Source organism: Chryseobacterium lineare (genome assembly GCF_977014045.1).
The window spans coordinates 3,150,277-3,169,647 of record NZ_CDRNIQ010000001.1; the positions used below are offsets into that span (position 1 = coordinate 3,150,277).

The window sequence follows — 19,371 nt, forward strand, 5'->3', positions numbered from 1 at the left end:
AAATATTAGATTATTTTATTCACAGTTGTTATTTTTCTGTAAAATTTGATTGATAGTTAAAATGATTTTGAACTTATATTTAAATCAAATTATATCTAAATAATCTTTATTTCTGACTTTTGAAACTTTAGTTTTAAAATATAAAATCCCGGCAAAGAGATTGTCTTTACTGCTTTTTTCGTAATTGTAAAGGAATAGCTTATGTTTTTGGTTATTACCAAAATCTGTCCCGAATTTGCTTTTGAAAAACGAATTTTGATTCTGACTAGGAAAACCTCTTCCAATCAGGTCAGCGGCTTTTTCTTTATAACCGATTGCAAAATTTCGGATAGATCGTTTATTAACGCAAAATCCACCTGAAACTTCGTGATTCTGATTTAAAATCTGATTGTAAAGTCTGTATAATTGTTGACAGTCATCATTATTTTTGAAAGAACCATTGGTGGCCTGCCCCGAAATATTGCTGCAGATTATTACCAACAATACACTTAGGCAATATTTATGAAGTTTTTCCATTGTCTGAGTTTAAAATGTTAATAAAATCTTGTTTACTCGGCAATACTGTAAAATATTTACTCGCAAAAATTTGTTCGTTGTCTTCCGGCAAAGTGTATTGAACCAACGCTTCACTTTTGTCCTGACAAAGAATAATTCCTATTGTCTTATTTTCTCCTTCCAGAAGCTTTTCTCTGTCAAAATAATTCACATACATCTGCATCTGTCCGATATCCTGATGCTTCAACTCACCAATTTTTAAATCAATCAACACAAAGCATCTCAGGATCCTGTTATAAAAAACCAAATCTATATAAAAATGTTTCTCTTCAAAAGTAATTCTCTGCTGTCGTCCGACAAATGTAAAACCGTTGCCTAGCTCTAAAAGAAAATGTTCTAATTTATCAATTAATTCAGATTCCAGATCATTTTCAGAGTAATTTGGTTTTTCAGACAATCCTAAAAATTCCAGCACATAAGGATCCTTGATGAGATCTTTCGGCTTTTCTATAATATGTCCTTTTTCTGCAAGCTGAAGAATTTCTTCTTTATTTTTACTTAAAGAAAGCCTCGTGTATAAAGCAGAATCATATTGTCTTTGCAGTTCGCGTAAGCTCCAGTTATTTTTATCGCTTTCAATTTCGTAGAATTTTCTTTCATTACTATCCTTGATCCTCATCAATTTAAGATAATGCGACCATGAGAGATTGAATTTCGCAGGCACCGCCTGCTGAATTTGCCTACTTTGCAGATCGTCAGATAGTGTTTGTCCTTTTTCACTCTGTTTATCAGAAGCTTGTAAAAAGACAGACGGTGTTTGTCTTTTTGAGTAAACAATATAAAATTGTCTAATTTGTTTAAGGTTTGAAACAGAAAATCCCTTACCAAATTTTTCTGTAAGATGTAAAGATAAATCTTTAAGAGCAGCCTTGCCGTATTCCGCCCTGCTTTCACCCTTTTGCTCATCTTCTACAATCATTCTTCCGATTTCGTAATAAGTAAAAACAATGGTTTGATTAACAGCAATCACAACTTTATTCCTGGCATTTTCAAGCAATGCAGAAATATTCTTTATAAGCTGTTCATTCGTTAAATCCACGTTATCGTTTATTTTGAAACAGTTTCCCCTAAAAGTGTGCCTTGCGTATTATCGAATACAAAAACGTCCACAATGTCACCAATTTTCTGCCCTTCGAGTTTATCAAAAACACAAACGGCATTCTGGGAATTTCTTCCTTTCCACTGATTTTCGTTCTTTTTGGAAGTTCCTTCGATCAAAACCTGGTGAACTCTTCCTACATAAGACTTCATTCTTTCTCTGGATAATTCCCCCTGCAAAGCAATTACCTCAGCCAGACGTCTTTGTTTAACATCAGCAGGAATGTTATCTTCCATTTTTTTATGAGCAGGAGTTCCGGGTCTTTCTGAGTAGGCAAACATATAACCGTAGTCATACTCCACTTCTCTCATCAGACTTAATGTATCCTGGTGATCTTCTTCAGTTTCATTGCAGAAACCAACGATCATATCTTGAGAAAATGCTACTTCAGGAACAATTTCTTTCGCTTTTTTAATGAGATCTAAATATTCTTCGCGGGTATGCTGTCTGTTCATCGCTTCAAGCATATTGTTGCTTCCGCTCTGAACCGGCAAATGAACATATTTGCAGATATTATCGTGTTTTGCCATCATCCTGAATACATCCAGACTCATATCCTGAGGATTAGAAGTCGAGAATCTTATTCGCATCTGAGGCACTGTTTTAGCCACTAAATCAAGTAATTGTGCAAAATTAACGGCGGTTGCCTTCTGCATTTCAGATGCTTTAGCAAAATCTTTCTTAGGTCCGCCTCCATACCAAAGATATGAGTCTACATTCTGTCCCAAAAGAGTTATTTCTTTATAACCGCTTTCCCAAAGGCTTTTACACTCATCCAAAATTGAATGCGGGTCACGGCTTCTTTCTCTTCCTCTCGTAAAAGGAACCACACAGAAGGTACACATATTATCGCAACCTCTGGTGATGGTAACGAAAGCAGTAACACCGTTTCCGCCCAGACGAACAGGATTGATATCTGCATACGTTTCTTCTCTTGAAAGAATGACATTAATGGCATCTCTTCCGTCTTCAGTTTCTTTTAAAAGATTGGGTAAATCCCTGTAAGCATCGGGGCCAACAACCAGATCAACCAATTGTTCTTCTTCCAGGAATTTTGTTTTCAGCCTTTCCGCCATGCAGCCAAGAACACCAACGGTCATATTGGGTTTTTCTTTCTTCAGATTTTTAAATTGGGAAAGACGCATTCTCACGGTCTGCTCAGCTTTTTCACGGATAGAGCATGTATTAAGGAGAATGAGATCCGCTTCTTCAACTTTAAGCGTAGTATTGTAGCCCTGTTCATTAAGAATAGATGCAACAATTTCAGAGTCAGAGAAATTCATCTGACAACCATAACTTTCCAGAAACAATTTCTTTGAGTTTCCATCTTTTTCTGCAATCGCAAAAGCCTCTCCCTGTTTTGTTTCGTCTATATATTTTTCCTGCACGATAATCTGTTTAATGTTCTATATTTAAAGTTCAAAGTTTTCGACATTAAATTTTTAAACTTTAAACTTCTGAATTAATTTGCAAAGATACAAAATATTGTGACAGAATGTCAGAGCAGTAATTTAATTAAATAAAGCATTTTCATAGAAATGGGAGATCCAAAACTTAGAACTCCCAATTATAACAATTAGTTTTCAAAAAATCAAAAACTTTAGTGCATTACAATTAAATATCGATTGAAATTACAATATATCTTTAATATGCTTAAAATTACTTTTCACCGTATCCAGGGCCTCTTCCATTTTTCCGCCAAGCATTAGTTGAGCCATGGATTTGGTCATTCCCAGCACCTGGTCAAATTCAATTTTCGGAGGCAAGGCCAACGCATTGGGATTGGTAAAAATATTCAGCAGATAAGGGCCATTATAATCAAGACATTCTTTAATCGCAGATTCTGCTTCTTCAGGTTTATGAACATTTTTACCAGGATATCCCATCGCGTGAGCAATCATTGCAAAATCGGGATTGATCATATCGGTTTCATTATCCGGCATTCCTCCGACTTCCATCTCGAGTTTTACCATTCCTAACGATCTGTTGTTGAAAACGATAATCTTTACAGGAAGTTTATACTGAAATATTGTTGCCATATCTCCCAAAAGCATCGATAGACCTCCGTCACCGCACATTGCGATTACCTGTCTTCCCGGATATGCCAGAGAAGCACCAATAGCCATTGGCATTGCGTTCGCCATAGAACCATGATTGAAGGATCCCAGCATTTTTCTTTCGCCTGTTCCAGTAATATATCTTGCACCCCAGACGCAGCACATTCCCGTATCTACCGTAAAAACGGCATCTTTTTTTGCCAATTTATCCAAAGTATAAGCAACAAATTCAGGCTGAATAGCATCTTCTTTCCCAGGATCTTTTACATACATTAATTGATTTTCTTTAACCTTTTCATAGAATTCCAGCTGTTGCTTCAGGAAATTTGTATCTATTTTTTCTTTTAATAAAGGCAATAAAGCTTTGATCGTTTCTTTCACATCTCCTGCCAGCCCAAGTTCAAGCTTGGCTCTTCGTCCCAATCTCTCAGGATTTTCATCAATCTGAACAATCTTATTTTTTACAGGCATAAATTTCTCATAGGGAAAGTCTGTTCCCAGCATAATTAAAAGATCCGCCTCATGCATCGCATGATATGCGGAAGGAAGACCTAAAAGACCCGTAAGACCTACTTCATTAGGATTATTCGGCTGAATGGCCATTTTTCCACGGAAAGAATATCCTACAGGAGCTTTTAAATATTTAGATAATTCTACCACTTCTGTATTAGCATTTTCTGCTCCTATTCCGCAATAGATTGTTACTTTTTTGCTTTCATTAATTAAACCGGCCAATTGACTCAGCTCTTCATCAGATGGGCGAATAACAGGATTGGTTTTGAAAATTTTATTGGAAGTCACCGCCTCTTCCGCATCCAGTTCTGAAACATCACCCGGAAGTCCGATTACGGCAACGCCTTTTTTGGAAATCGCATGCTGAATTGCGGTCTGAACGGTTCTTTGTACCTGTTCCGGCCTTGTAATCATCTGATTGTAGTAACTGCAATCGTCAAAAAGCTTGATGGTATTCGTTTCCTGAAAATAATCCATTCCCATTTCTTCGCTCGGAATGGTAGAAGCAATCACCAACATTGGAACATGAGAACGATGCGCTTCGTAAACTCCATTAATTAAATGAACGTGACCCGGACCACAACTTCCGGCACACACCGCAAAACCATCCAGCTCGGCTTCTGCAGCGGCCGCATAAGCTCCTGCTTCTTCGTGTCTTACGTGGATCCATTCGATACTGCTTTTTTTAACGGCAATATTCAGGTGATTAAGGCTGTCGCCGGTAACTGCGTAGATTCTTTTCACATTTGCATTTTCGAGCATTTCTACTATTTGCTCTGCTATGTTTTTAGCCATAATTAATATTTTTTTGATGTTTATTTTATGAATGAACTGGAATGGATCAACAGCTTATCTCTGTAAAGATTATGCCATTAACAAATGTAAGAATTATCGGAATCCGAAGTAAAGGGCTTATTAATTTTAAATAAAAAACTCCACAATTTTCTGTGGAGCCTATGTTTTAAATTATTTCAATCTGATTTCTCAAAAGGTCTTCAAATTCATCTCTTTTTCTGATAAGGTGCGCTTTTCCGTTGAGGAAAAGAACTTCAGCGGGTTTTAATCTTGAATTAAAATTTGAACTCATCTCAAAACCATACGCTCCTGCGTTATGAAATGCCAAAATATCACCTTCTCTCACTTCGTTCAGCTTTCTGTCCCAGGCGAAAGTATCTGTCTCACAAATATTTCCGACTACAGTATAAATCCTCTCTGCTCCTTTCGGATTCGATAAATTTTCGATAACATGATAGGAATCGTAGAACATCGGACGGATCAGGTGATTAAATCCTGAATTTACGCCAACAAAAACGGTTGCCGTTGTCTGTTTGATTACATTAGCCTTAACCAATAAATATCCGCTTTTTCCTACAAGGAATTTCCCCGGTTCAAACCATAATTCAAACTTTTTCCCGGTAGATTTTGAAAATTCGGAAATCACTTTTTCTACTTTCTGTCCTAATGTTTTTACATCCGTTTCTTCTTCAGTATCCTGGTAAGGAATTTTAAAGCCACTTCCCATGTCAAGATATTTTAAATTCGGAAAATGTTCCGACAGTTCCAGCATGATATCCAACGCCTGCAGGAATACATCCGGATCTTTGATCTCGCTTCCCGTATGCATGTGAAGCCCTTCAACATTAAGGTTGGTAGATTTCATCACTCTTTCAATATGGCGAACCTGATGAATGGAAATCCCGAATTTGCTGTCGATATGCCCTGTTGAAATTTTATAGTTTCCTCCTGCGAAAATATGCGGATTGATTCTTACTAAAATAGGATAAGTATTTCCATATTTATTTCCGAACTGCTCAAGAATAGAAATATTATCAATATTAATGTGTACTCCGAAGCTCATCGCCTCTTCAATTTCGGCAAGATCAACACAATTCGGCGTGAATAATATTTTTTCTTTCGGGAATCCTGCTTTAAGCCCCAGCTTAACTTCATTAATTGACACGCAATCCAAAGAAGCACCCAGGTTCTTGACATACTTCAGGATGTTGATGTTTGTCAACGCCTTCGCAGCATAGAAGAACTTTGTGTGTTTAAGAAAAGATGATGTAAGTTTTTCATATTGAGTTTTGATGGATTCAGCATCGTAAACATACACCGGCGTGCCAAATTCATTGGCAATCTTTAGTAATTCTTTCGGATTCATAATTAATTAAGTAAAAACTTCTTTTATGTTATTAAGAAACCACAAAGGTAATAAGAAATTCTTTATCATTTAAAATCAAATACATAGAATATTATTCTTTTGTTTTTTATCTTAAAGAATAAAAATCTTTAAAAAGATAATAAAAAGGTTTTTTTTATTACCTAAGAAAAAGTTTTGGTATAAAAATAATTACCATTAAAATCAATAAAAACAGAGCGATAGAAAGGGGATTGGCAAAATTAACCGTCCAGCCTAAACCCGTTCTTTTGGGAGGGAATAAACGCTTGTCCTGTTTATTGTAATAGAACACGCCAAGTTTCCAGAAGGAATTTTCATCACGATTATTCATGATTGTATTTATTTAAAATGATTCTTTTTATTTCGGAAGCGGCAAAGTCTCAAAATCACCGCGGAGCAGAGCCAGCTGAAGATCGTTGATCAGATCGGCAGACTGATATTGTAAATTAATCTTTAGTTTAGAAATTTTGCTTAACGTCTGAATCTGAGTGAAGAGCTCATAAAATCCATAAGAAACGACTTTTCCGTTTTCAATAATAAGAAAGAGTTTTTCTCCGAGTTTACGGCCCTGCCCGAGCCAAAGTTCATTTCGCTTCTTGCAGTCGATTTTCTTTTTAAAAAACTCAACATCAGCATATTCTTCTATTTTTCCGATGAACTCAACCGCTTTTGCCCCCTGTGTAAAGGATCTGAATTTCAGGATGGGTTTTTCGGTTTTATTCAGCTTATTCTTTTCTACAAGATATTTGTTGTGTCTGTGATAAAGGCCGAAAGGCAATGTTTCTTTTTTTCTGATTCCTTTTGAATTCAGGATCAGCTTGGCAATAATATCCGTTCCGGTAAGCTCATAATTGATCTGTGTGACATCTTTCTGAATATTTTCCCATTTTTTAGATTTCGAATTGAAAACTTTTTTCGAGAATTTATTAATATCCTGCACATGATCGGAAAAGATAATCCGGCCTTCCTCATCCTGAAAATAAACAAATCCTTTTTCATTCGGAATATCCTGCGTCAGCTCTTTGATCTTGTTGATATAAGTTTTTGCGTTAGTCTCTTCGTGCTGTTTCTGAATGATCTCGTTTTCAGTATCTTTTGAAATTAAAAGTTTAAATAACTCCAACGTAGCACGTGCATCTCCGTCTGCGCGGTGATGATTGGTGAGAGGAATACCTAAAGATTTAACAAGTTTTCCTAACGAATAGCTTACCTCATCCGGAATCAATTTTTTAGCGAGAGGAATTGTATCTAATGTATTGATTTTAAAATCATACCCGAGTCGTTGAAAAGACTGACGAAGCATTCTGTAATCGAAATCGATATTGTGCCCCACCAAAGTGCTGTTGGCTGTGATTTCTATAATTCTGCGTGCAATTTCATGAAATTTCGGCGCCGTTGCCACCATTTTCGGGGTAATGTTCGTGAGTTTCTGAACAAAAGGGGTAATATCACTTTCCGGATTTACAAGCGAAATGAACTGGTCAGTGATTTTCTGCCCATCATACCTGTAAATAGCAATATCTATAATGCATTCTTTTCTGTAACCTGCACCATTGCTTTCTATATCAATAATTGAATACATTAAATTTTATACAACTTTATCTTTTATATTAATCTTTAAATAATAGATGTACAGACTTCATAACCGATGCCATAACGCCAGCGATTTTGTCCGGACAACCCTGCTAAATTAGGAAAAATTATATCAATCATAACAAATTCAGTTTGAATCTGTCTATAATATGTTTATGCTTTACAAATCAATAATCCGAATTATCTTTTTCTGCCGCCAAGACCAAGCATTCCTAATATTGCTTTTGCGCCTTCCCGCATCAGCGTGCTTGTAAATGTACGCCCAGCTTTACTCTGAAGAACTTTTTCAAACATTCCGGGCTCTTCCTTTACCTGTTTTGTTTTTTGATTGGGTGATGCCCGTTCCGTCGCCTTTTCCATTCTTTGTACTAAAATTTCGTACGCAGATTCATTATCAATAATCTTCTCATATTTAGCCACTAAAGCAGATTTGTCCGTCAGTTCCGAAATCTCTGCATCATTGAGAACATCCATTCTGGATTCGGGAGAAATTAAGAATGTATGCACCAACGGTGTAGGAATTCCTTTTTCGTCCAAAGCAGTTACAAAAGCTTCTCCGATTCCCAGATTCTGAATTAAAGTCGGAGCATCATAAAATTCCGTGGTCGGATAATTCTCCACGGCTTTTGAAATTTCTTTTTTATCTTTTGCCGTAAACCCTCTCAGCGCGTGCTGAATTTTTAATCCTAGCTGAGAAAGAACAGCCTCGGGAACATCTCCCGGAATTTGGGTAATAAAGTAAATTCCGACTCCTTTTGAACGGATGAGTTTTACCATTGTTTCGATCTGAGAAACCAATGCTTTTGAAGATTCATCAAAGATCAGATGCGCTTCATCAATAAACAGAACGAGTTTCGGCTTACCGCTGTCACCTTCTTCGGGGAAAGTCATATAAATTTCCGCAAAAAGCGAAAGCATAAATGTTGAAAACAGTTGCGGCTTACTTTGAATATCAGCCACTCTTAAAACATTAACAACTCCTTTTCCGTCTCTCGTCTGCAGCAGATCATGAACATCAAAGCTTAATTCTCCAAAAAATTTTGATGCGCCCTGCTGCTCCAACGCAACGATTGATCTCAGAATTGCTCCTAAAGAAGAGGAAGCAATCGATCCATAATCTGCAGAAAGTTCTGCTTTGCCCTGAGGATTTTCCGTGACATACTGAAGAACTTTTTTAAGATCATTTAAATCGATTAAAGGCAATCCTTTATCATCACAATATTTGAAAACAATAGCCATGATACTTTGCTGTGTATCATTCAATTGTAAAATTTTACTCAATAAAACCGGACCGAATTCCGTTACTGTAGCTCTCAATTTTACCCCTCTTTCTCCCGAAATGGTCATCAGCTCTACCGGGAACGGTTGCGGATTATAAGGTAGCTGCGTTTTTGCATATCGTTCCTGGATAGCAGGATTTTCTTTTCCTGCTTCTGCAATTCCTGAGAAATCTCCTTTGATATCCAGCACCAGGGATGGAATTCCGGCGTGGGAAAGCTGTTCTGCGAAGACTTGCAGTGTTTTCGTTTTTCCGGTTCCTGTAGCTCCGGCAATAAGCCCGTGACGGTTAATGGTTTTTAAAGGAATCGTAACATTCACCTCGGGAACGACTTCTCCGTCCAGCATTCCTTTTCCCAGTATGATATGTTCTCCTTTAGGCGTATATTTTTTGTTTAATTCTTCAATGAATTGTGTTTTATCTGCCATTTCATTTTTTACATAAATATAGAATTTTTAGGATATAGAATCTGTAAGTTTTATTATGATTTTATTTGGATTCCAAGTTTTAACAAATATACCTACCTTAGTACCACGAAATCCTGAACTATTTGTATTATAAATTGATAATGAGAATATCTGGCCTTTATAGATTTATTCTATCAATACAGATTTTTTTATTTTGCTTTTTTTAAAAAAATAAACACGATTTTTGTACTTTAAAACATTAAAATAGTCACAACCGCATAATGAAAGTTGAACAAATATATACCGGATGTCTTGCTCAGGGCGCTTATTATATCGTATCCGAAAACGAAGCAGCAATTATTGATCCTTTGAGAGAGGTAAAACCTTATCTGGATCGCCTGGAAAAAGACAATGTAACATTAAAGTATATTTTTGAAACCCATTTTCATGCAGATTTTGTCTCAGGTCATCTTGATCTGAGCAGAAAAACAGGAGCGCCTGTAGTTTACGGACCTACCGCACAGCCGGAATTTGAAGCACTTATTGCAGAAGACAATCAGGTTTTCGAGTTGGGAAAAGTTAAAATAAAAGTACTTCACACTCCCGGTCACACCATGGAAAGCACCACCTATCTTCTGATTGACGAAAACGGCGTGGAAACAGCTATTTTTACCGGTGATACCTTATTTTTAGGAGACGTCGGAAGACCGGATCTTGCTCAGAAAGCCACTAACCTAAGCCAGGAAGACCTTGCCGGAATTTTATACGACAGTCTGCAGACTAAGATTATACCGCTTGACGACAACATTACGGTTTATCCTGCGCACGGAGCAGGTTCTGCATGCGGAAAGAATATGCAGAAGGAAACAGTAGATATTTTAGGAAACCAGAAAAGAACAAATTACGCGCTCAATCAGCCAGATAAAGAATCTTTTATAAGAGAAGTTCTCGACGGACTGACCGCTCCTCCCAAATATTTCGGGATGAATGTAGCCATGAACAAAGGCGGTTATGAAAGTCTTGATTCTGTAATGGATAAAGGGCTTACCGCAGTTCCTGTTGAAGATTTTGAAGCGTATGCCGAAGAAACCGGTGCATTAATTTTAGACACAAGAAGTCCCGGAGAATTCTACAAAGGATTTGTTCCCAATTCTGTAAATATCGGGCTCAAAGGCGATTTCGCCCCATGGGTTGGCGCTTTAGTTGTTGATGTAAAACACCCTTTATTATTGATTACTGAAGAAGGAACTGAAGAAGAAACTATTACAAGATTGAGCAGAGTTGGTTTTGACAATGTTTTAGGCTACCTGAAAGGCGGTTTTGAAGCCTGGAAAAACAACGGAAAAGAAACCGATGAAATTAAAAGAATATCCCCTGAAGAATTTGCTGAGCAGTTTAACGAAACTTCAAAAGTAATTGATGTCCGTAAAATTTCAGAATATTCTGCGGAACATGTTGATAATGCGTACAACAAACCTTTGGACGTAATCAGCGATTGGGTCAATACCATTGATGATTCCGAGCATTTTTTCCTGCATTGCGCAGGCGGATACAGAAGCATGATCGCCGCAAGCATTCTTAATTCTCACGGAATCAGGAATTTCACAGAAATAGAAGGAGGCTTTAACGGAATCAAAAAAACAGGAAAACTTCCGACTTCGGATTTTGTCTGTCAATCTAAAACCTTATAAAAAATAAAACGATGTCACAAAAATTCCAGGAAATAATAGAATCCGAAAGACCTGTATTGATTGATTTTTTTGCAACATGGTGTCAGCCTTGTAAAGTACAGTCTTCGGTTCTCAACACTGTAAAAGAAAACGTAGGCGAGAGCGCAAGAATCATCAAAGTAGACGTTGATCAATATCCGGCATTAGCATCCCAATATGGCGTGCGTGGCGTTCCGACATTGGCCATCTTCAAAAAAGGAGAAATGCTCTGGAAAGAAAGCGGCGTACATGATGTCAATACGTTGACTCAACTTTTAAAACAATACGCTTAATAAAGTAAGGCTAAGGTTAAGGTTAAGATCGAGGTTGAGAAATCTTAGAGCCTGTTTAAATTTTATTAAATATTACAAATCATCATTCATTTTTTTTGATGCGAAGATTTTATTTGAACACTTAATCATTTAAGTGAGCCAAGAAGAATCAACAAGTTAATTGGATGAAGCTATGTTTTCAAGCTTTGCGAAGCAAATTTTATTTGCATTTGCTTTCTAAAAGTAATAGGTAAAGTTGAATTAAAATTTTGCGTTATGAAATCTTAAACAGCCTGTTATTCTGAACCTTAGCCTTAACCTCAATCTTTATAATTCAATTGAAAAGAATCGCGATCATTTAGGAACTGAAAATGATTTCTGAAATCTTTCAATTCTTCTAAATTTAATTCTGCATTAACAACATTTCCTTGTTTTTCTGAAATTTCTTTTCCGTCAGCAAAAAAACAATGTGAGCTTTCCTGATAAAAAAGATTGTTTCCATCGGTCCCGATCCTGTTGAGGCCAAAAACAAACGATAAATTTTCAATAGCCCGTGCCTTCAGAAGATGCTCCCACGCTCCAACTCTTTTCTCCGGCCAGTTGGCTAGATATAAAATGACATCATAATCATTATTATTTCTCGCAAAGACAGGGAATCTAAGATCATAGCAAACCTGCAGCAAAATCCTGAACCCTTTATAATTTACAATGACTCTTTCCTTTCCGGGTGTGTACACCTGATCTTCTCCTGAAAAAGAAAATAAATGCCGCTTATCGTAGAAATCAACAGTTAAGTCAGGATGAACAAAATACATCCTGTTATAAAATTTACCGTTTTCCTCTACAGGGGCACTTCCGCAAAATGCTGCATTTTTCTCCTTCACCATCTTCTTTAAAAATTCCAAAGATTCCTGATTTTTATCCGAAACTTCCGCAGCATCCATACAAAAACCTGTTGAAAACATTTCGGGCAAAAGGAAAAGATCTGCTTCCTGATTCTGCAATTCTTTTTCAATCTGTTGAAAATTCTGCTCTTTGCTTTTCCAGATAATATCTAAATTCAGTCCTGTGATTTTCATAAACTATGTTAAAAACTTCATTAAAAATACGATTTTCAGATGATTTCGGTTCTATCTTTGTTGCAGATATTTTTTTTAACAACCTTAAAGAATAATTTATGAAGAAATTGATTTTTGTGCTGATGTTTATTTTCACAGGAGCAACAGCCAATGCACAGGCATGGACAGGAAAAGGAGACCAGAAAATCAATGCCGGTTTAAGCGCCTGGGGATACGGAACCGGGATTACAGGAACATACGACTATGGCCTTAACGGACTGATCTCTGTAGGCGCCGGACTGAATGCCTATTTCAGCAATTATAAAGACAACGATGACGACAACCGTGTTTTTGTATTCGGAAGATTAAATTTTCACTTAAAAGATGCATTGCAGCTCCCGGAAAAGCTTGACATTTATCCAGGCGTTGACATCGGTGTTGTAGGAAGAAATTTCGGTCTTGGCGCTCATATCGGTGCAAGATACTTTTTCTCGGAGAGAATCGGAGTTTTTGCAGAAGTCGGCAACAATGGCAGTCTCGGCGTTTCTATTAATTTGTAATAAATCATCACATTATATGACAAAGCTTCTCGTTTCGGGAGGCTTTTTTATTTGGCATAGTTTTGAGAATTGTTACCTTTGCAAATTAAACATACAAAAGCATTAATGGAAATAGCAATCAAACTGTTTCAATTTATATTGAGCATTTCTATCCTGGTCATTCTTCACGAACTTGGGCATTTCTTACCCGCAAAATGGTTCAAAACTAAAGTTGAAAAATTCTACCTGTTCTTCGATCCATGGTTTTCTTTAGTAAAGAAAAAAATTGGTGAAACCGAATACGGTATCGGATGGCTTCCTTTTGGAGGTTACGTGAAAATTGCCGGAATGGTAGACGAAAGCATGGATACAGAGCAGTTGAAACAGCCTGCACAACCTTGGGAATTCAGAGCAAAACCGGCATGGCAGAGACTGATCATCATGCTGGGAGGAGTTACGGTAAATTTTTTCCTGGCGTGGCTGATTTATTCTTGTCTTTCCTTTTTCAATGGAGAAACCTATGCAGACCTTAATAAGTTTAGCAGCGGTATTGGCGTAACGGAAGCCGGTAAAAAAATGGGATTCCAAAATGGAGATAAAATTGTAAATATCGACGGCAAACCAGCGGAGAGACTAGAAAATGCATCTATCAATATTCTTTTAGGTGATAACGTAACTGTACTAAGAAATGGCAAGGAAATTACTTTTCCTATCAATAAAGACGGAGTGGCAGATGTATTAAAGCAAAAAGAAGCAAAACTGTATATCACGCCACGCTTCCCGATGATTATTGACTCTCTGGCAAGTCCTTCTGCAAAAGCATCCGGTTTGGCCAAAGGCGATAAAGTAATTGCTGTTAATGGAAAGCAAACAAATTTCTTCGACGAAGTAAGCGCTACTTTATTGGAAAACAAAGGAAAGACCATTAGTATTGATGTGATAAGAAACGGTAAACCAGAAACGGTTTATGCGTCGGTTGATAAAAACGGAAAACTAGGCGTTGCCGTTGACCAAAAAGCATTGGCAAATGTCGTAACCGACAAAAAATATTCTTTTGGAGAATCTATTCCAAGAGGTTTTGAAAGATCTATTGAAGCACTTACCATGCAGGTGAAGCAATTTAAGATCATGTTTAATTCTAAAATCCAGGGATATAAAAACGTTGGTGGACCGATCGCTATCGTTAAAAATATGCCTGTAAATAAAGATGCCAACGGTGATATTTCCATCAACTGGGCAGCATTCTGGAGTTTTACAGCGATGTTTTCCGTATGGTTGGCTTTCCTGAATTTAATTCCTATTCCGGGATTGGATGGCGGACACGTAATTTTCACATTATATGAAATGATTGTAGGAAAACCTGTTCCTCAAAAAGTTCTTGAAAATGCCCAGATGATCGGTGTAGTATTCCTTTTAGGCTTAATGATATTGATTTTTGGAAGTGATATTTTCAAGATATTTACAGGCAAATTGTAATATATAAAAATTTTAAAAAAATATTTGCAGAGTATAAATATTCGTCCTATATTTGCACCACTTAAAACAAAGGACATTCCTCCTTAGCTCAGTTGGTTAGAGCATCTGACTGTTAATCAGAGGGTCGCTGGTTCGAGCCCAGCAGGAGGAGCAAAAAAGACTTACAGAAATGTAGGTCTTTTTTATTTACATCTTACTAAAAATATTTTCATTTTTAATTAACTGAAAAATAATTATATAGCTTACATCGCCCATTATTACAGGAAAATTCTTATTATTTTTAAAACAAAAATTTGTTTGATATTAATATTCCTGTTATATTTGCACCACTAAAACAATAGGAAATTCCTCCTTAGCTCAGTTGGTTAGAGCATCTGACTGTTAATCAGAGGGTCGCTGGTTCGAGCCCAGCAGGAGGAGCAAAAAAAGACTTACAGAAATGTAGGTCTTTTTTTGTTCTAAGATTTAATTCAAATCATTATATTTATTTTAAATCATATCGTACAGTTTGTGGTAATGGAATAGAAAGACTTTTGTCAACAACTTTTTCCCGCATCATTGATTTTTTATTAAAATGTCTTGAAATATTTTGAGATAACTCTGTAAAATTATCAGTACCATCTGGCTTTTGGTGATAAAAAATTTTAATTGATTTACAATTATTATGTTCAAATAAGGTATTCAATAACGTTCTGTCAGAAAGACCACAAGAGTGTCCCATTATAAATATTTGATAATCTTTACTTTCAATCCAATTTAGCAGCTTCCTATAATTGGAATTATTAAAATACATAAAGGATTTAATATTTTCTAAATATTTATTTTCACCGGTATTTTCTAAAATTTTGTAATGATCATCCATTTCGTCTCCGAAACCAAAATTTATTGGATTTCCAGAATCAAATATTTTTCCATGAATTTGTATATGACTAGCTCTCCCAAGCAATGTTGATTTCTTTTTATTTAACAAATTAGTGTAAAAATTAATATTTTGTGTATAATTAAAATCTAAAAAGAGATTTTCGAATAAAGAAATATTATTCATTATATTAATTCCAGTAAAGGAATTAACAAACATTTTTAACTCTTTTTGATAATTTGCTGGAAATTCAAGAAATAATTCATCTATAGAAGCATATTTAAATTCAAACAAATCCAAAATACTTTTACAGTGAGAAAATTTATTGTCAAAGCGATAACAATTATCAACTTCCTCAAATAAGTAATTTTCTAAAAGTTTTTTTATTTCTAAAAATTCTGCATTCAATTGATTAATTGATCCCAATTGGGGAAACTTATTATCTTCTTTGACTATTGATATTAAAGCTTGATAATAGACATGTTCAATATCAACCCAGTTTTCAGCACTTCTAATTGTTATAAGTTCAAATAGTTTATTTTTAAACTCAAAAATTAAATTAGCATTCTCATCAACTAGAGGGTGCTGATAGAAAATTTTAAAAGTCTTTTCCCCGTAGAATGAATTTTCGAAAAAATAATAGGAGTTTCGACACTGAGATTTAATAGTAGAACAAAATTCTTGATAGTTAGAAAAACTTTCTAATTTTATATATGAATGATCAACATAAAACAAACTTTTAAATATTTCATTTGTTTTAATTTGTCCAATATTTTTCCATATCCAATTTAAAAATGATCCATAAGATGTAGGTAAACCATGAGCTAAATCAAAGCCATTACCAATAATTACAAGCCTGTTCATGTATTAGTTTTTCTGCAAAGTTAATTGTTTAAAATTCAATGTAAATAAAACATATTAAAAAAACTCAAAATATTTAACTGTTAATCAGACACGTAACTGATTCGAGCCCAGCAGGAGGAGCAAAAAGACTTACAGAAATGTAGGTCTTTTTTTATTTTTAAACATCACGATCACACTTCAATACCAGTTTGGTTATTAACTCATAAATAATAGCAATAACACCCTCTGAATAACCACCTTATTTCACTACCTTTGCAGTTTTGTATTCAGATATTTAAAAATTTAAATATAATTGAATCTTTTTACAATAAATCTGCATACTTTTTGTTTATGCAATAGCTTGAAGAACAACAAATGTTAATTAACAACTCGCGATATTATCCTCTTTTTATTTTTGTCCTCTTATCACATTTTGTATGCGCTCAAAACGCTGCATCCGGAAAAATCGTAGATGCCAAAACGAATAAAGAACTCACCGGTGTCGATATCTTTATCAATGAAAGTAATAAGCCATCGTTGACAACAACTTCGGGGAACTTTGCAGTTCAGTCCGACAGCATTATTTACAAATTAAAATTTTTAAGGAAAAACTATTCTTTAGAAAGTATAGATGTAACTTCTGATAATGCCACAAATATTTTTGTAAAGCTTTCCCAGGAAAAAGAAAGCAATATCCAGGAAGTCGTGATCCACAACGAAAGACCTAAATACAAAAACAAAAAAGAAAACCCTGCCTACGCCATCATGCAGAAAGTCTGGGCCAGAAAAAGAAATAACGGTCTGGATAAATTCGATACCTATACTTACAAGGAGTACGAGAAAATCCAGTTTGACGCCAATAATCTGGACAGCGCTTTCATGAAGAAGAAAATCTTCAATAAACTTGAATTCATCTTTGATTATAAAGATTCTACTGCTAGCGGTAAAATCGGGCTTCCTGTATTTCTAAACGAGGCTGTCTACGAAAATTATGGTGAAAACAGACCTTCTAAAAGAACAAAAAGACTTTTAGTAGCACAAAAAACATCAGGCTTTCAGGATAATCAGATTGTAACACTTACTGCTAAAAACCTTTACCGGGATATTAATATTTACGACAATACGTTAAATTATTTTGATATTGGTTTTCCGAGTCCTGTAGGAGAAACGGGCTTCAGCACGTATGATTATAATTTGGTGGACACCATCTCCATTCGGGGAGAAAATGCCTTTAAAATCCGTTATCAGCCTAAAAGAACAGAAGTTCTGGCGTTTCAGGGATATCTTTATATCGACACAGACAGCTATGCCGTTTTGGGAGCTACTTTAAAATCTACCCAGAAAATCAACGTTAATTTTATTAATGGAATTTCTACCGAACTGGAATACGACAATCCTGACGAAAATACCTTTTTACCAAGAAAATTTGTCACGGAAATTGAAATGACCCCGTTTTCGAAAAAGAAAACCGCAAAAAGTCTTGTTGCCAAACGATCGGTTGATTATTCAGAATATCAATTTAATAAACCTTTAGAAGACAAAATTTTCAAAAGAAAAGAAGAAGAATACGCCGACAGTTTTGTAGACAAGGATGACGCTTACTGGCTTAAAGCAAGACCCGATTCTTTATCCAAAACCGAGCAGGGAATTTACGATATGCTTGATAAACTTCAGCAAACTCCGAAATTCAACAGAATCGTAAAGTTATATGAAACGTTGGGTTCCGGTTATTATAATGTAAAAAAATTAGGCATCGATATAGGCCCTATCTTCTCTGTTTACGGGAAAAACGAGGTAGAAGGAGACAGAATACGGTTGGGTGCAAGAACTTATTTCACACGAAATGACCCTTGGAGAGTACAGTTTTATACGGCTTATGGATTCAAAGATGAGCAGGTAAAATATGGCGCTGAAGCAAGATTTATGTTTAACAGGGTAAACCGTTTTACGGTAGGAGCCGGAACCAGAAGAGACATTTTACAACTTGGGGTACAATTGACTAATGACGATGGAATTATGGCCAGAACATTTGCTTCATCAACGATTTTTGCGAGGGGAGAAAATGCATCTTTAAGTTCCGTTAACCAAACCAATGTTTTCACTTCAATAGAACCTTGGAAAAACTTTCAGATCAGACTTGATGGCACTATGCAAAGCATCAAATCTGCCAATCCTGACGGCTTTAGCCTGATGTACTATAAAGATGGCGCTCTGAGAAAAACAACAAACGATTCGCACTTTACGCTAAGTTTAATCGCAAGACCCGGCGCAAAATTCTCGCAAACCGGACTCGATCGTTATGAGCATGGAACATTAGCCCCAACTATCGTTTTAAAGTACACAAGAGGCGTTGAAGGATTATTCGGATCTGATTTTAATTATAATAAGCTACAGTTTCTATTCTATAAGCCTGTTTTAATCGGGAGTTGGGGAAAGACACTGATCAGCTTTGAGGCCGGTAAAAACTTTGACACCGTTCCTTTGGCATTACAGAATGTAATTCCGGGAAACCAGTCGTACAGTCTTGCCCAAAATACGTTTGCTCAATTAAACTATTATGAATTTGTTGCTGATACTTATACAACGCTTCATCTTGAGCATCATTTTAACGGCAAAATACTTTCTTTTATCCCTTTGATTAAGAAATTAAAATTAAGAGAAATTGCCTTTATCCGAGGTGCTTACGGAACATTGAGCAAGGCATCGCAAGGCATTAATGTTGAAGGATTTAAGTATTCTGCACCAAGCGATCATATTTATTATGAATATGGATTCGGGATTGAGAATATTGGTTTTGGCAATCTAAGGATTTTCAGAGTCGACTTCAACTGGCGAGGAAATTATCTTGATCGTCCTGACATTTCCACATTCGGAATAAAAGCAGGATTCCAGGTTGGGTTCTAAAAAAAATCTCCTTTTGCGAAGGAGATTTT

General features: G+C 35.9%; 15 protein-coding genes and 2 tRNA genes. 7 read left to right on the forward strand and 10 right to left on the reverse strand.

Annotated elements, in window-relative coordinates; genetic code table 11:
- Positions 1 to 84: 84 nt before the first annotated feature.
- From ACWNCI_RS14045 to ACWNCI_RS14080, 8 genes are all read right to left on the reverse strand, one after another.
- Entirely contained in the window at positions 85 to 516 is a 432-nt protein-coding gene (locus ACWNCI_RS14045) for a hypothetical protein (protein WP_449388775.1), read from the reverse strand.
- Positions 500 to 1,594, reverse strand: coding sequence for a PDDEXK nuclease domain-containing protein (locus ACWNCI_RS14050; RefSeq protein WP_449388776.1), 1,095 nt, complete (start codon positions 1,592 to 1,594; stop codon positions 500 to 502). The genes ACWNCI_RS14045 and ACWNCI_RS14050 overlap by 17 nt, the downstream gene beginning before the upstream one ends.
- A gap of 8 nt (positions 1,595 to 1,602) precedes the next feature.
- The gene (gene miaB, locus ACWNCI_RS14055; protein ID WP_449388777.1) at positions 1,603 to 3,042 is read right to left on the reverse strand and encodes a tRNA (N6-isopentenyl adenosine(37)-C2)-methylthiotransferase MiaB; all 1,440 of its coding nucleotides are present in this window, start codon (positions 3,040 to 3,042) and stop codon (positions 1,603 to 1,605) included.
- Positions 3,043 to 3,285: 243 nt separating this feature from the next.
- On the reverse strand, positions 3,286 to 5,019 hold the full coding sequence (locus ACWNCI_RS14060; RefSeq protein ID WP_449388778.1) for a thiamine pyrophosphate-dependent enzyme: 1,734 nt from the start codon (positions 5,017 to 5,019) through the stop codon (positions 3,286 to 3,288).
- Between the two features lie 166 nt (positions 5,020 to 5,185).
- Positions 5,186 to 6,385, reverse strand: coding sequence for a diaminopimelate decarboxylase (gene lysA / locus ACWNCI_RS14065; protein WP_346983734.1), 1,200 nt, complete (start codon positions 6,383 to 6,385; stop codon positions 5,186 to 5,188).
- Positions 6,386 to 6,542: 157 nt separating this feature from the next.
- A complete protein-coding gene (locus tag ACWNCI_RS14070; RefSeq protein ID WP_449388779.1) occupies positions 6,543 to 6,734 on the reverse strand; it encodes a DUF5808 domain-containing protein in 192 nt (63 codons plus the stop codon).
- Between the two features lie 27 nt (positions 6,735 to 6,761).
- A complete protein-coding gene (locus ACWNCI_RS14075; protein WP_449388780.1) occupies positions 6,762 to 7,985 on the reverse strand; it encodes a 3'-5' exonuclease in 1,224 nt (407 codons plus the stop codon).
- 191 nt (positions 7,986 to 8,176) lie between these two features.
- Positions 8,177 to 9,703, reverse strand: a complete 1,527-nt coding sequence (locus ACWNCI_RS14080; RefSeq protein ID WP_449388781.1) for a helicase HerA-like domain-containing protein — start codon at positions 9,701 to 9,703, stop codon at positions 8,177 to 8,179.
- A 260-nt stretch (positions 9,704 to 9,963) separates the two neighbouring features.
- On the opposite strand from ACWNCI_RS14080, the gene ACWNCI_RS14085 reads away from it, so the two are divergent.
- Both ACWNCI_RS14085 and ACWNCI_RS14090 read left to right on the forward strand, forming a co-directional pair.
- Complete coding sequence (locus ACWNCI_RS14085) at positions 9,964 to 11,373, forward strand: MBL fold metallo-hydrolase (RefSeq protein ID WP_449388782.1); 1,410 nt, start codon at positions 9,964 to 9,966, stop codon at positions 11,371 to 11,373.
- An 11-nt stretch (positions 11,374 to 11,384) separates the two neighbouring features.
- The gene (locus ACWNCI_RS14090; RefSeq protein ID WP_449388783.1) at positions 11,385 to 11,684 is read left to right on the forward strand and encodes a thioredoxin family protein; all 300 of its coding nucleotides are present in this window, start codon (positions 11,385 to 11,387) and stop codon (positions 11,682 to 11,684) included.
- A gap of 299 nt (positions 11,685 to 11,983) precedes the next feature.
- On the opposite strand, the gene ACWNCI_RS14095 is transcribed toward ACWNCI_RS14090, so the two are convergent.
- A complete protein-coding gene (locus ACWNCI_RS14095; RefSeq protein ID WP_449388784.1) occupies positions 11,984 to 12,742 on the reverse strand; it encodes a nitrilase family protein in 759 nt (252 codons plus the stop codon).
- 98 nt (positions 12,743 to 12,840) lie between these two features.
- Between ACWNCI_RS14095 and ACWNCI_RS14100 the strand changes: the two genes are divergently transcribed.
- The 4 genes from ACWNCI_RS14100 to ACWNCI_RS14115 all read left to right on the forward strand — a co-directional run bounded on the left by ACWNCI_RS14100 (position 12,841) and on the right by ACWNCI_RS14115 (position 15,156).
- The gene (locus ACWNCI_RS14100) at positions 12,841 to 13,281 is read left to right on the forward strand and encodes a DUF6646 family protein (RefSeq protein ID WP_449388785.1); all 441 of its coding nucleotides are present in this window, start codon (positions 12,841 to 12,843) and stop codon (positions 13,279 to 13,281) included.
- A gap of 105 nt (positions 13,282 to 13,386) precedes the next feature.
- Positions 13,387 to 14,736, forward strand: coding sequence for an RIP metalloprotease RseP (gene rseP, locus ACWNCI_RS14105; protein WP_449388786.1), 1,350 nt, complete (start codon positions 13,387 to 13,389; stop codon positions 14,734 to 14,736).
- A 77-nt stretch (positions 14,737 to 14,813) separates the two neighbouring features.
- Positions 14,814 to 14,887: transfer RNA gene (locus ACWNCI_RS14110), tRNA-Asn, on the forward strand.
- Between the two features lie 195 nt (positions 14,888 to 15,082).
- A tRNA-Asn gene (locus tag ACWNCI_RS14115) sits at positions 15,083 to 15,156 on the forward strand.
- Between the two features lie 64 nt (positions 15,157 to 15,220).
- On the opposite strand, the gene ACWNCI_RS14120 is transcribed toward ACWNCI_RS14115, so the two are convergent.
- Positions 15,221 to 16,459 (reverse strand): AbiH family protein, encoded by a 1,239-nt coding sequence (locus tag ACWNCI_RS14120; RefSeq protein ID WP_449388787.1) that lies wholly within the window; start codon positions 16,457 to 16,459, stop codon positions 15,221 to 15,223.
- A 354-nt stretch (positions 16,460 to 16,813) separates the two neighbouring features.
- Here ACWNCI_RS14120 and ACWNCI_RS14125 point away from each other — a divergent pair, with 354 nt between their 5' ends.
- Positions 16,814 to 19,342 (forward strand): DUF5686 family protein, encoded by a 2,529-nt coding sequence (locus ACWNCI_RS14125; RefSeq protein WP_449388788.1) that lies wholly within the window; start codon positions 16,814 to 16,816, stop codon positions 19,340 to 19,342.
- The last annotated feature ends 29 nt before the right edge of the window (positions 19,343 to 19,371 follow it).